This is a genomic window from Kitasatospora sp. SolWspMP-SS2h (assembly GCF_003259315.1).
In the GTDB taxonomy this organism is placed as follows: domain Bacteria; phylum Actinomycetota; class Actinomycetes; order Streptomycetales; family Streptomycetaceae; genus Kitasatospora; species Kitasatospora fiedleri.
Map to the genome: position 1 here is coordinate 445435 of NZ_QLLT01000001.1, position 13973 is coordinate 459407.

At 76.7% G+C, this 13973-nt stretch carries 11 protein-coding genes; all 11 read left to right on the forward strand.

The features are described from left to right. Positions 1-353 precede the first annotated feature (353 nt). Entirely contained in the window at positions 354-1904 is a 1551-nt protein-coding gene (locus tag K353_RS01920; RefSeq protein WP_111551758.1) for an ABC transporter substrate-binding protein, read from the forward strand. Beyond that, positions 1901-2938 (forward strand): ABC transporter permease, encoded by a 1038-nt coding sequence (locus tag K353_RS01925; protein WP_111551759.1) that lies wholly within the window; start codon positions 1901-1903, stop codon positions 2936-2938. Before K353_RS01920 ends, K353_RS01925 begins: the two co-directional genes overlap by 4 nt. Next, a complete protein-coding gene (locus tag K353_RS01930; RefSeq protein ID WP_111551760.1) occupies positions 2935-3831 on the forward strand; it encodes an ABC transporter permease in 897 nt (298 codons plus the stop codon). The genes K353_RS01925 and K353_RS01930 overlap by 4 nt, the downstream gene beginning before the upstream one ends. A 67-nt stretch (positions 3832-3898) precedes the next feature. Beyond that, positions 3899-4846 (forward strand): ABC transporter ATP-binding protein, encoded by a 948-nt coding sequence (locus K353_RS01935; protein ID WP_233533291.1) that lies wholly within the window; start codon positions 3899-3901, stop codon positions 4844-4846. A gap of 166 nt (positions 4847-5012) precedes the next feature. Next, positions 5013-5969, forward strand: coding sequence for an ABC transporter ATP-binding protein (locus tag K353_RS01940; protein ID WP_111551762.1), 957 nt, complete (start codon positions 5013-5015; stop codon positions 5967-5969). A 29-nt stretch (positions 5970-5998) separates the two neighbouring features. Beyond that, positions 5999-8383: a molybdopterin-dependent oxidoreductase gene (locus tag K353_RS01945; RefSeq protein WP_233533292.1), complete on the forward strand. Its 2385-nt coding sequence runs from the start codon at positions 5999-6001 to the stop codon at positions 8381-8383. Beyond that, complete coding sequence (locus K353_RS01950) at positions 8380-9576, forward strand: acyl-CoA dehydrogenase family protein (RefSeq protein ID WP_111551763.1); 1197 nt, start codon at positions 8380-8382, stop codon at positions 9574-9576. Before K353_RS01945 ends, K353_RS01950 begins: the two co-directional genes overlap by 4 nt. Before the next feature lie 209 nt (positions 9577-9785). After that, positions 9786-10916, forward strand: coding sequence for an LLM class flavin-dependent oxidoreductase (locus tag K353_RS01955; RefSeq protein ID WP_111551764.1), 1131 nt, complete (start codon positions 9786-9788; stop codon positions 10914-10916). Between the two features lie 134 nt (positions 10917-11050). Further along, positions 11051-12121 carry a hypothetical protein gene (locus K353_RS37105; RefSeq protein ID WP_146616365.1) on the forward strand — a complete coding sequence of 357 codons (1071 nt, stop codon included), beginning with the start codon at positions 11051-11053 and terminating at the stop codon, positions 12119-12121. Positions 12122-12210: 89 nt separating this feature from the next. Next, positions 12211-12726, forward strand: a complete 516-nt coding sequence (locus K353_RS01965; protein WP_100839121.1) for a flavin reductase family protein — start codon at positions 12211-12213, stop codon at positions 12724-12726. Then, positions 12717-13817 (forward strand): LLM class flavin-dependent oxidoreductase, encoded by a 1101-nt coding sequence (locus K353_RS01970; protein ID WP_111551766.1) that lies wholly within the window; start codon positions 12717-12719, stop codon positions 13815-13817. The genes K353_RS01965 and K353_RS01970 overlap by 10 nt, the downstream gene beginning before the upstream one ends. The last annotated feature ends 156 nt before the right edge of the window (positions 13818-13973 follow it).

Below are 13973 nucleotides of genomic sequence, written 5' to 3' on the forward strand. Positions count from 1 at the left end.
CGACAGGATGGCGGCATGCTTTCGACGCACCCCAACGTGGTGTGCCGCTACGTGGACTTCCGGCGCACCAGCAGCGATCTCTGTCTCTGAGTGCCCCCCTCCGCGCCGGCGGCACCGCTCGCCCGCGCTCCCGGAACACGGCCGTCCCGCGCCGTGCGGCAGGCCCCGGCCGCCGTTCCCGGGCCTCCTCCTGCCAGGCTCCGTCCCGCCCGTGACCGGGCGGCGGCGGCTGCCGCCCCCTCCCCCTGTCGGTGCCCTGTCGCGCCGTCGTGCCCGTTCCCCGCCGTCCGCGGTCCCCCGCGTCGACGCCTGCGTCCGGGCACCCGCCGCGCCGTGAAAGGTGACGCACGCCCATGACCAGCTCCGCCCTGCCCTCCTCCCCCCTCGCCAGACGTTCCTTCCTCGGCCTCGGCCTGGGCGCGGGAGCCGCCCTCGCCCTGGCCGCGTGCGGCGGCGCCACGGTCGCGCAGACCGGCGCGTCCGGCAGCTCCGGCACCCTCAAGTGGGGCTGGGCGCTGCCCACTTCGTGGGACCCGGTGTTCTCCTCGGCGGGCTGGGACGTGCACGTGCTCTCCCTGGTGTACGCCGGTCTGACCAAGCTCGACCAGAGCGGGAAGGCCGTCCCCGCGCTGGCCACCGGCTGGAAGTACGACGCCGACGGCACCCGGCTGACCTTCACCCTGCGCCCCGGCCTGGTCTTCGAGGACGGCACGCCGCTGGACGCCACCGCGGTGAAGAAGAGCCTGGACCGCGGCCGCACCGACCCCAAGTCGCTGGTCGCCCCGCAGCTGACCCAGGTCAAGCAGGTACTGGCCCCGGACGCCACCACCGTGGTGATCGAACTCGCCTCGCCCGACTACCAGTTGCCCAACCTGCTGGCCGGCAAGACCGGCCTGGTGGTGAACCCGAAGTCGTTCGAGTCGGACCCCGCGGCGCTGGCCTCCAAGCCGGCCGGCGCGGGCCCGTTCAGCCTGGTCTCCTACGTCCAGAACAGCAAGGCCGTGCTGCGGCGCAACCCGCACTACTGGGACGCCGGGTCGATCGGGCTGGAGAACTTCGAGGTCTACCCGCTGCCGGACGCCGCCACCGTGGTCAGCGGCCTGCAGTCCGGGCAGTTCGACGTCGCGCAGATCCCCGGCAGCCAGGTCGAGGCCGCGAAGGCCGCGGGCCTGGAGGTGCAGGAGATCCCGTCGCTGGTGGTGGCGGTGCTGGACGTCAACACCACCAAGGCGCCGTTCGACAACCCGGACGTGGTGGAGGCGCTGAAGTACGCGATCGACCGCGAAGCCCTGGTGAAGACCCAGCTGTTCGGGCACGGCGAGGTCAACTACCAGCCGTTCCCGAAGGGTTACGTCGGCTACGACGCCGGCTCGGCCGACCTGTTCCGCTACGACCCGGACAAGGCGCGGGCCCTGCTGGCGAAGGCCGGCCACCCGGACGGCGTGGACCTGACGCTGACCACCACCGCCGCGCAGGGCCTGCCCGAGCAGGTGCAGGCGCAGCTGAAGGAGGTCGGCATCCGGGCGCAGATCGAGGTGATCCCGGCGGCGCAGGCCACCCAGATCGTCTACGTGCAGCACTCCAGGGCGCTGTTCACCGACCAGTTCGCGGGCCGCGACTCGGCCGCCCAGGCGTTCCAGGTGCTGTTCGGCGAGCAGGGGCTGATGAACCCGGGCCGCAGCACGCCGCCCGAGCTGCTGGCCGCCGTGCAGCAGGTGTCGCGCACGCCGCTGGACTCGCCGGACTACCCGAAGGCGCTCCAGGCGGCGACCGCGCTGGCGGTGCGGACGATGCCGAACGTGTTCCTGTACAGCGTGCCGCGGCTGCTGGCCCGGCGGAAGTCGGTGTCGCCGATCCCGGCGTTCACCGTGGTGCAGCGCTTCGAGGGGGTGAGCGTCGCGTGAGCGCGGCGCTCCCGGCGGCGGGCCCGCGGTCGCGGGCCGCCGGGTGGGTGGTGCGCCGGACGGCCCGGGCGCCCCGGTCGCTGGGACGGGTGCTGGCGTCCGCCGCCACGGTCTTCCTGCTCTCCTCGCTGCTCACCTTCGCGCTCGGCGCGGTCTCCGACGCCAACCCGGCGGCGGCGGTGCTCGGCGAGACCGCGACGCCCGCCGACATCGCCCGGATGGACCACGAGTTCGGCCTGGACCGGCCGCTGTGGGCGCAGTTCGGCAGCTGGCTGGGGCACGCCGTGCGCGGTGACCTGGGCCGGTCCTGGTTCACCACCCTGCCGGTGGCGGACTCGATCTCGGCCGCCCTGCCGGTGGACCTGTCGATCGCCGGGCTGGCCCTGCTGTTCGCCGTCCTGCTGGGCGCCGCCGCGGGCATCGCGGCGGCCCTGCGCCCGGGCACCCGGCTGGACCGGTCGGTGACCGCGCTGTGCACCCTGCTGGGCACGCTGCCCGCGTTCGTGGTCGCGATCGGCCTGATCACGCTGGTGTCGGTGCAGCTGCGGCTGCTGCCCTCGGGCGGCTACGTGCCGCTGGGCCAGGACCCGGGCCAGTGGCTGCGGTTCGCGCTGCTGCCCGCCCTGGCGCTGAGCCTGGACGCGGCGGCGGGCATCGCCCGGCAGTTGCGCACCTCGCTGGTCGGCGCGCTGCGGGAGAACTGGGCGACCGGCGCGACGATGCGCGGGCTGTCCGGCCGCCGGGTGCTGTTCGGGCACGTGCTGCGCAACGCCGCCGGGCCCGCGGTGACGGTGCTCGGGATGAGCGTGCCGATGCTGATCGGCGGCGCGGTGGTCACCGAGCGGATCTTCAACCTGCCGGGCATCGCCCAGCTCTCGCTCCAGGCCGCCGAGCAGCACGACGTCCCGGTGATCCAGGGCACCCTGCTGGTGACCGTCGTCGTGGTGCTGGTCGCCAACCTGGCGGTGGACGCCGGGCTGCTGGCGCTCAACCCCGCCGCCCGTCGGCGCCCGGCCGGGGCGGGTGCGCGGTGAGCGCGGCGCTGCGCCGCCCGGTGGTGCGGGCCTCGCTGGCGGTGCTGGCGGCGGTCGCGCTGCTGGCCGTGTTCGGCGGCCGGCTGGCCCCGCTCGACCCGCTCGCCCAGGACACCGCGCACCTGCTGCGGGGGCCGGGCGCCGGCCACCTGCTGGGCACCGACTACCTGGGCCGGGACGTGCTCAGCCGGCTGCTCTCCGGCACCGGTCTGTCGGTGGCCGCGGCGGCCGAGGCGGTCGGCACGGCCCTGCTGCTGGGCGTGCTGCCGGGGCTGGCCTCGGTGCGGTTCTCCGCCCCGCTGGCCTGGGTCTCGCTGCGCGCCGTGGACGCCCTGATGACGCTGCCGTTCACGCTGTTCGCGATCGCCGCGGTCGGCGTCCTGGGCAACGGGCTGCACCAGGCGATGCTGGCCCTGGGCGTGCTGCTGGCCCCGCTGTTCTTCCGGGTCACCCGGGCGGCGGCGCTCGGCCTGGACCGGGCCCAGTACGTGGAGGCCGCCGAGCTGATGGGCGCCGGGCGGCTGACCGTGCTGCGCACCCACGTGTGGCGCAAGGTGCTGCCGACGGTCGCGGTGACCACGGCGCACGCGCTGGCCACCGCGCTGCTGACGGTCGCCTCGCTGACCTTCCTCGGCATCGGCGTCCAGCCGCCCGCGCCGACCTGGGGCGGGATGCTCGCCAGCGACCTGGGCTTCCTGGCCCAGCAGCCGTGGGCCCCGGCCGTGCCCACCGCACTGATCATGCTGACCGTCGGGGCGCTGAACCTGCTGGCCGACGCGCTGCGGGACGCCGAGCCGTCCGCGCCCGCGCCCGGGGCCCCGGCGGAGCCGCCCGTCCCGACCCCGCTGCGAGCGCCGGAGGAGGCCCGCGATGAGCACCGCGTCCGTGTCTGAACGCCCTGTGTCCGACTCCCCCGGGTCCGACCGTTCCGGGTCCGACCGCCCGGCGCCGGGGAGCCCGGTGCTGGAGGTCGAGGAGCTGCGGGTGGCCGTCGGCCACGGCGCCGCCGAGGCGGTGCGGGAGGTGTCCTTCACCGTTCTCGCCGGGCAGTCGGTCGGGCTGGTCGGCGAGTCCGGCAGCGGCAAGACGCTGACCTGCCGGGCCGTGCTCGGCCTGTCCGGCCCGGGGGTCGAGGCCGACGCCCGCACCCTCGCCCTGGGCGGCACCGACCTGCTCGGCCTGGACGGGCGCGGCTGGCAGCGGCTGCGCGGCACCCGGCTCGGCGCGGTGTTCCAGGACCCGGGCTCCTTCCTCAACCCGTCGCTCACCGTGGGCCGGCAGCTCGCCGAACCGCTGCGGGTGCACGGCGGCCTGTCCCGGGCGGACGCCCGCCGCCGCGCGGTCGAGCTCTTCGACTCGGTGGGGCTGCGCGACCCGGACGCGGTGTACGACCGCTACCCGCACGAGCTGTCCGGCGGCATGCTGCAACGGGTGCTGATCGCGATCGCGGTCAGCGGCGACCCGGACCTGCTGGTCGCCGACGAGGCCACCACCGCGCTGGACACCGTGGTGCAGGCCGAGGTGCTCGACCTGCTGGCCCGGCTGCGGGAGGAGCGCGGCCTCGGCCTGCTGTTGGTCAGCCACGACCTGGCGGTGGTCGCCGACGCCACCGACCGGCTGCTGGTCCTGTACGCGGGCGAGGTCGTCGAGGACGGCCCGACCGCGAGCGTGGTGGCCGCCCCCGCCCACCCGTACACCGAGGCGCTGCTCACCGTGGCCGGTCTCGGCGCCGGCGAGCGCACCCGCTTCCCCGTCATCCCCGGCCGCCCGCCCGCCCCCGGCACCACCGGCCCCGGCTGCCGCTTCGCCCCGCGCTGCGCGTACGCGGCCCCGGAGTGCTCCCTCGCGCCGGTCCCGCTGACGCCGGGGCCGGACGGCCGCCGGGTGCGCTGCCTCAAGCCCCGCTAGCCGCCCCGAGGCCCACGGGCTGCCCCGAGGCCCACAGGCTGCCTCAGAGCCCGCCGGCCGGCGCACCCCGACGCCGCTCTCCCGACCCGCCCCGACCCTTTCTCTTCCTATCCGGTCCGTTCTGTTCCGTTCTGTTCCGCCCGAGAGTTTCCGGAGGTGCCCAGTCATGACCGCTCTGCTCGAAGTGCGTGCGCTGGAGGTGGAGTTCGACCGCGGCGCACCCGTGCTGGACGGGGTCGACGTGGAGGTGCGGGCCGGGGAGATCCTCGGGGTGATCGGGGAGACCGGCTCCGGGAAGACCACGCTGGCGCGGGCCGTGGTGGGGCTGGCGCCGGTCACCGCCGGGCGGATCTCGCTGGACGGGCGGGACCGGGCCGGGCTGCGCGGGCGGGCGCTGCGGGAGGTGCGGCGGGCCGGGACGGTGCAGTACATGTTCCAGGACCCGCTGCGTTCGCTGGACCCGGACCTGACGGTGCTGCGGCTGGTGGGCCAGCCGCTCGCGGTGGCCGGCGTCCCGGCCGCCGAGCGCCGGCGGCGGGTGCTGGAGGCGCTGGACCTGGTCGGCCTGGACCACGCGCTGGCCCGGCGGCGCCCGGCCCTGCTCTCCGGCGGCCAGCGCCAGCGCGTCGCGCTGGCCCGGGCGATCGTCACCCGCCCGCGCCTGCTGCTCGCCGACGAGCCGGTGTCCGCGCTGGACGCCTCGAACCGCAACCACGTGCTGCGGCTGCTGGACGAGTTGCGCCGCGAACTGGACCTCGCCGTAGTGCTGATCTCGCACGACCTGGAGTCGCTGGCGGGGGTCGCCGACCGGCTGGCCGTGCTGTACCGGGGCCGGATCGTGGAGAGCGGCCCGGCGGCGGACGTCCTGGGCCGCCCGCTGCACCCGTACACGGCCCTGCTGGCGGCGTCCGCGCCGGGCGGCGGGGCGGCCCGACGGGCCGAACTGGCCGCGCTGCGCGCCCCGGCGCCCGACCGGCCGGACGCCTCCGGCTGCGCGTTCGCCCACCGCTGCCCGTTCGCCGACGCCGCCTGCACGCCCCGCCCGGCCGAGACCGCGCCGCTGCCGGGCCGGACGGTGGCCTGCCACCACGCCGACGACCGGCGCACCCGCGCGTCCCGCTGACGTTCCGCCGACTCCTGGAGAAAGCCGCCATGCCCAGCCGTCCCACCACCTCGCACTGGGGTGCCTTCCGGGTCCGTCCGCGCCCCGCCGGCGGGGTCCTGGTCGAGCCGCACCCGGACGATCCGGCGCCCTCGCCGCTGCTGGCGGGCGTCGCCGGGTCGCTGCGCCACCGCACCCGGGTGCGCCGGCCGGCCGTCCGGGAGGGCTGGCTGCGGGACGGGCCGGGGTCGGGCGAGGGGCGCGGGCGGGAGCCGTTCGTGGAGGTGTCCTGGGAGCGGGCGCTCGACCTGGTCGCGGGGGAACTGGCGAGGATGAAAAGGGAGTTCGGGCCGCAGGCGGTGTTCGGCGGCTCGTACGGCTGGGCGTCGGCGGGCCGGTTCCACCACGCGCAGAGCCAACTGCACCGGTTCCTGGCACTGTTCGGCGGCTACACGGCGTCCCGGAACTCGTACAGCCTGGGTACCTCGCTGGTGCTGCTGCCCCGGGTGGTGGGGGACGCGGAGGCGGTGCTGCGGGCCGCGTCCTCGTGGCCGACGATCGTCCGGCACACCCGGCTGATCGTCGCGTTCGGCGGCGTCCCGGCGAAGAACGTGTACGTCACGCCCGGCGGGGTGACCAGGCACTCCACCCCCGGTTTCCTGGCCCGACTGGCCGCCGCCGGAACGGAGGTGGCGCTGGTCTCGCCGCTGCGCGACGACCTGCCGGACGGGCCGGCCACCGACTGGCTGCCGATCGCCCCGGGCACCGACACCGCGCTGCTGCTGGCCCTGACCCACACCCTGGTCGCCGAGGGGCTGCACGACCGGGCCTTCCTGGAGCGCTGCACCAGCGGATGGCCGGTGCTGGAGCGCTACCTGGACGGCCGGGCCGACGGCACGCCCAAGGACGCCGACTGGGCCGCGCCGATCTGCGGCCTGGCCGCCGAGCGGATCCGGGCGCTGGCCCGGAAGATGGCCGCCACCCGCACCCTGGTCACCGTCACCTGGTCGCTACAGCGCGCCCGGTACGGCGAGCAGCCGGTCTGGGCGGCGCTCGCGCTGGCCTGCGCGCTGGGCCAACTCGGCCTGCCCGGCGGCGGGTTCGGCCACGGCTACGGCTCGATGGGCGACGTCGGCGACACCGGCCCGGCGCTGCGGCTGCCGTTCCTGCCCCAACCGGCCAATCCCACCGGCGAGTTCATCCCCTGCGCGCGGATCTCCGACCTGCTGCTGCACCCCGGCGAGGATTACGCGTACGACGGGACGACCCGCCGCTACCCGGACGTCCGGCTGGTGCACTGGGCGGGAGGCAACCCGTTCCACCACCACCAGGACCTGGGGCGGCTGCGCCGCGCCTTCGCCCGCCCGGAGACCGTGGTCGTCCACGAGCCGCACTGGACGGCCACCGCCCGGCACGCCGACATCGTGCTGCCCGCCACCACCCCGCTGGAGCGCGAGGACCTCGGCGGCGGCCGGCGCGACACCCACCTGATCGCCATGCACCGCGCCGTCGACCCGGTCGGCGAGGCCCGCGACGACCACGCGATCCTCGCCGGGCTCGCCGAACGCCTGGGCTTCGCAGCGGAGTTCACCGAGGGCCGGAGCCCGCGCCAGTGGCTGGAGCACCTGTACGGGCAGTGGGCCGAGCGGCTGCGCGCGGACGGCGCGGGCGACCCGCCGCCGTTCGACCGGTTCTGGGCCGACGGCGAGTGGCGGCTGCCCGAACAGGCCGCCGAGCGCACCCTGTTCGCCGAGTTCCGGGCCGATCCCGAGCTGCACCCGCTGGCCACCCCGAGCGGCCGGATCGAACTGCACTCCCCCGCGATCGCCGCGCTCGGCCTGCCCGACTGCCCCGGCCACCCGGCCTGGCTGGACCCGCCCGAACGGCTCGGCACCCCGGCCGCCCGGCGCCACCCGCTGCTGCTGATCGCCAACCAGCCCGCCACCCGGCTGCACAGCCAACTCGACGTCGGGGCGGCCAGCCTGGCCGACAAGGTCGCCGACCGGGAGGCCGTCGAACTCCACCCCGCGGACGCGGCGGAGCGCTCGATCGCCGACGGCGACCTGGTGCGGATCTTCAACGACCGCGGCGCCTGCCTCGCCGGGGCCCGGCTCAGCGACCGGCTGCGGCTCGGCGTGCTCCGGCTGCCGACCGGCGCCTGGTTCGACCCCGTCCCCGGCACCGAGCCCCCGCTGTGCGCGCACGGCAACCCCAACGTACTGACCGCCGACCAGCCCAGCTCCCGGCTCTCCCAGGGCTGCACCGGCCAGCACGCCCTGGTCCAGCTCGAACGCTGGACGGGCGGCGACCCGCCGCCGGTGACCGTCCGCCACCCGCCCGCTCTGCGCGCCGAACTCTCAGACCCCCCGACCACCGCCGTCCCGACCACCGCCGTCCCGACCACCGCCGTCCCGACCCCGGAGGCCCCTCGATGACCACCGCCGCCCCGCCCGCCTCCCCGGCCCCGGCACCGTCCGCCTTCCCGGCCCCGGCGCTGGACGGGCTGCCCGAGGTGACCGCCGCCCTGGCCGCCTGCGCCGCCGCGCACGACCGGGACGCCGAACTCCCCCTCGTCGACTTCGAACTCCTGCACGCGGCGGGCCTGTTGACCGCGACGGTGGCCACCCGGCACGGCGGCCCCGGGGCCGGGCTCGCGGACACCGTGCGCATCCTGCGGGCCCTCGGCGCGGGCGACCCGGCGGTGGCGCTGATCACCGCGATGACGCTGTTCACCCACGCCCTGGAGGCCCGCACCCCGCGCTGGCCGGCCGGGCCGCTGGCCGAGCTGCTCGCCGAGTCCGCCCGCCGCCCCGTCCTGGTGAACTCGCTGCGGGTGGAGCCCGAACTCGGCAGCCCGGTGCGCGGCGGCCTGCCCGCGACCACCGCCCGCCGCCGCGGCGACGGCTGGGAGCTGACCGGCCACAAGATCTACTCGACCGGCGCGTACCTGCTGGACTGGCTGCTGGTCTGGGCCGCGACCGACGAGGAGCAGCCCCGGGTCGGCTCGTTCCTGGTCCGGGCCGGCAGCCCGGGCGTCACCGTCGAACCGGTCTGGGACCACCTGGGCCTGCGCGCCTCGCGCAGCGACGACGTCCGCCTGGCCGCCGTCCCGGTGCCCGGCGACCGGGTCGCCGGACTGGCGCTGCCCGGCGCAGACGGCGGACGCGACCCGGTCGGCGGCGCCTGGAACGGCCTCGGCTTGGCCGCTCTCTACCTGGGCGTCGCGGGCAGCGCCCGGGACTGGCTGCTCGGCTTCCTGCACGAGCGCACCCCGAGCGCGCTCGGCGCGCCACTGGCCTCACTGCCCCGCTTCCAGACCGCCGTCGGCGAGATCGAGGTCGCCCTGACCGGCGCGGACCGGCTGGTCGCCGCCCTCGCCGCAGCCGTCGACGCGGGCGAACCGGGCGCCGCCGAACAGGCCGGCGGCGCGAAGGTGCTCGCCACCCGGGCCGCGATCGACGCCGTCCAGCAGGCGGTGGCCCTGGTCGGCAACCACGGCCTCACCCGCCACCACCCGCTGGAGCGCCACCTGCGCGACGTGCTGTGCGCCCGGGTCCACACCCCGCAGGAGGACTCGGTGCTGCTCGGCGCGGGCCGCACCGCCCTCGGGCGGGTCCGCCCGCTCTGACTGCGTGCCGCTTCCCTCCCCTCCCCCCTTCCCTACAGCCGTTCGCCCCTCCGACTTCCTCTCACCGTCGCCACATTCCTTCACTCAAGCGATGACTACTCACGGCCGTTACAAGGTCTCACCAAGTTGACTTCCTGTCACTCCTGCGCCCCTTCACCGATCCAACCCCTTGTCACTTGCGTTACACCCCTTCACTGAAAGGACCGGCCATGCCCGTCGAGTTCGTCGGCATGATCTCCACCCACGACGTCTCCGAGATCCGCCCGGCCACCGGCCCGGTGGTGGACGTCGACTACACCCGCCGCTTCGCCCAGGCGCACGAGCAGGCCGGCTTCGACCGCATCCTGATCGCCCAGTCCTCGGGCAGCCCCGACCCGAACCAGGTCGCGGCCTTCGCCGCCGCGCACACCGAGCGCCTGGGCCTGCTGGTCGCGCACCGCCCCGGCTTCCTCGCGCCGACCGTCGCGGCCCGCACCTTCGCCACCCTCGACCAGTTCTCCGGCGGCCGGGTCGCGGTGCACATCATCACCGGCGGCCACGACGCCGAGCAGCGCCGCGACGGCGACTACCTGTCCAAGGACGAGCGCTACGCCCGCACCGACGACTACCTGACGGTGGTGAAGAAGGCGTGGACCGAGGAGGCCCCGTTCGACCACGAGGGCCCCTACTACCGCCTGGCCGACTTCCGCTCCGACGTCCGGCCGGTGCAGCAGCCGCGCATCCCGCTGTACTTCGGCGGCTCCTCCGAGGCCGCGTACCGGGTCGGCGGCAAGCACGCCGACACCTTCGCCCTGTGGGGCGAGCCGCTGGCCGAGACCGCCGAGCAGATCGCCCGGGTCCGGGCCGCCGCCGAGGCCGCCGGGCGCACCGACGTGCCGGGCATCAGCGTCTCCTTCCGACCGATCCTGGGCCGCACCGACGAGGAGGCGTGGGAGCGGGCCCGGACCATCCTGGGCACCATCGAGCAGCGCGGCAGCACCCTCGGCTGGCGTCGGGGGACGACGTTGGCGGGCGCCGACGCGGCGCCGCAGAACGTCGGCTCGCAGCGCCTGCTGGCCGCCGCCGCCAAGGGCGACCTGCACGACCGGGCGCTGTGGACCGCCACCGCGAAGGCCACCGGCGCCGGGGGCAACTCCACCGCGCTGGTCGGCTCCCCCGAGACGGTGGCCCAGGCCCTGCTGGACTACGTGGACATCGGCGCGACCACCCTGCTGATCCGCGGCTACGACCCGCTGGACGACGCCCTCGACTACGGACGCGAGCTGCTGCCGCTGGTCCGCCAGGAGGTCGCCCGCCGCGACGCCGCCGCCACCATCCCGGCCACCGCCGGCGCCCGGTGACCGCGCCCGCACTCCCCGCCGCCGGTCCCGCCCCGGCGGCGGGATCGGCCGTGGGACCGGCCGTGGGAGCGGCAACGGGAGCGGCCGTGGGAGCGGCAACGGGACTGGCGGTGGAACCGGCGGCGGGACCGGCCGTGGGAGCGGCAACGGGACCGGCGGCAGGGCCGGACGGCCGCTGGGAGCCCGCACCCGGCACCGCCGTCCGGGGCACCGTGGTCCTGCTCCCCGGCCGGGGCGAACACCCCGGCGTGTACGCCCGGTTCGGGCGGCGGCTGGCCTCCGACGGCTACCGCCTGCTCGTCCCCGCCACGGACACCGCGGCCGACCGCCACCCCGACACGGATCCGCCCCGCCGCCGCCACGGCTCCGATGCCCTCCCGGCGCCGGACCCGCTCGACCGGCCCGGTCCGCGCACCCCGACCGGCCCGGCTGCCGCCACGTCCGGATCACCCGCCTCCGCCGCCGCCCCCACCACGGGCACGGCAACCGGCCCCGGCTCCGGCACTTCCCCGGCACCTGACCCGCTCGACCAGCTCGATCCCCTCGACGCGCTCGACCTGACCGGCCTGCTCGACCCGGCCGACCCGGCCGCTCCCTCCGATCCGTTCGCCCCGGGCGCCCCCTCCGGCCGTCCGGCCGCCCTGTTCGCGCAGGCGCGGGCCGAGCAGCCGGCCGGGGGGCCGGTGGTGCTGGCGGGTTCCGATCTCGGTGCGCTGCTCGCGCTGGGCCTCGCCGCCGAGGTGCGGCCGGACGGACTGCTGCTGGCCGGGTTGCCGGGGGGCGGGCGGCCCGTCCGGGCGGAGGACGAGCTGTCCGCGCGGACGGCCTGCCCGGTCCACCGCGGGCTGCTGGCCGGTGATCCCGGGTTCCGGCCGGGTGCGCTGTTCGAGCCGGTGCCCGCCGCCCTGGCCGGTGCCGCGGCGGCGGCCCGTCCGGCGGTGCCGGTGCTGGCGTTCCACGGCTCGGCCGATCCGGTCGCCCCGGTCGGGGCGCTGCGGGAGCTGGCGGGGCGGCTGCCCTCGGTCGAGGCGGTCACGGTGGCCGACGGGCGGCACGACGTGTTCAACGACGCGGTGCACCGCAGTGTCGCGGCCCGCACCGTGCTGTGGCTGGAGCAGCTGCGGGCCGGCCTCGACCTGCTGCCGTCCGCTCCGCCCCCGCTGCTCGTCCCGCTGGGCCCGCCCGTCCCCGGCACCACCGGCTGACCGCCCCCTCACCCCCCGGACGACGGCCGGTGACGTCCCGGCCGTCGTCCCCTCCCAGGCTTCCAGGCTTCCAGGAAAGGACCGTCCCCATGACGACTCTCGACGAGCGCCCTCCCACCGCGGCACCCGCCGAACTGCTGCGCAGCACCCTGCGGCGGCACGCGTCCGGGGTGGTGGTGATCACCGTGCCCGGACCGGCCGGGTTCACCGCCACCTCGTTCACTTCGGTGAGCCTGGAGCCCGCGCTGGTCTCCTTCTACCTCGCCTCGGGGGCGTCCACGGCCCCGGCGGTGCGCGCGGCCGAGGCGTTCACCGTGCACGTGCTGCGCCGCGAGCAGGAGGAGTTGGCCCGGGCGTTCGCCCGCAGCGGCGCGGACCGGTTCGCCGGGGTGCCGTGGCACGAGGGCCCGCACGGCACGCCGCTGCTGGAGGGTGCCGCCGCCCGGCTGACGGCCCGTCGGGTGGGGCTGCACCCGGTCGGCGACCACCTGCTGGTGGTGGGCGAGGTGGTCGCGGCGGACGTGCCGGGCGGTGAGCCGCTGGTGCACCACGACGGCGGGTTCGGCGGGTTCGCGCCGGGTGCCGGGGAGGGCCCGTGGCGCTGACCGTGCACTGGTTCCTGCCGACCACCGGGGACAGCCGCGAGGTGGTCGGCGGGGGCCACGGCTCCGCCCCGGGGGCGTCCGGCGCGGACCGGCCGCCGACCCTCGGCTACCTGGGGCAGATCGCCCGGGCCGCCGAACAGCTGGGTTTCACGGGGGTGTTGACCCCGACGGGCCCGTGGTGCGAGGACGCCTGGCTGACCACGGCGATGCTGTCCGGCCTGACCGAGCGGCTGGTCTTCCTGGTGGCGTTCCGGCCGGGCCTGGTCTCGCCGACCCTGGCGGCCCAGATGGCGACGACCTACCAGAACCTGTCCGGCGGCCGGCTGGCGCTGAACGTGGTGACCGGCGGCGAGTCCCGGGAGCAGCGGGCGTACGGGGACTTCCTCGACAAGGACGGCCGGTACGCGCGGGCCGGGGAGTTCCTGTCGGTGACCGGGCGGCTGTGGCGCGGCGAGCGGGTCGACCACGAGGGCGCGCACCTGCGGGTGGCGGGCGCGGAGCTGACCCGGCTGCCCGATCCGGTGCCCCCGGTGTACTTCGGCGGTTCGTCGGCGGCGGCGGAGCAGGTCGCCGCCCGGCACGCGGACGTGTACCTCACCTGGGGGGAGCCGCCGCCGCTGGTGGCGGCGAAGGTCGAGCGGATCCGGGCACTGGCCGCCGCGCACGGGCGCCGCCCGCGGTTCGGCGTCCGGCTGCACACCATCACCCGCGACACCTCCGCCGAAGCCTGGTCCGAGGCCGACCGGCTGCTGGCCGGGATGGACCCGGACCGCATCCGCGAGACCCAACTCGCCCTGGCCCGCAGCGAGTCGGAGGGGCAGCGGCGGATGCGGGAGCTGCACGACGGGGCGGTCGACCGGCTGGAGGTGTACCCGAACCTGTGGGCCGGTTTCGGCCTGGTGCGCGGCGGCGCGGGCACCGCGCTGGTGGGCAGCCACGCCGAGGTCGCCGACCGGATCGAGGAGTACCACCGGCTGGGCGTGGACGAGTTCATCCTGTCCGGGGTGCCCCACCTGGAGGAGGCGTACCGGGTGGGCGAGGGCCTGCTCCCGCTGCTCGCCGCCCGGGGCCTGCTCCGGCCCGACCGCTGAGCGGCCTCCGGCCCGGCCCGTGCCGACCCGCACCACTCCCGTACCGTGCGGGAGCGCGGGTGGGTGGCGGGGTTGAGTACCCGGACTCAGGCCCGGCGGGGCAGCCAGCCGCCACAATGGGCGGGCCACCCGAGGGCCGAGCCGATTCCGCTTCTC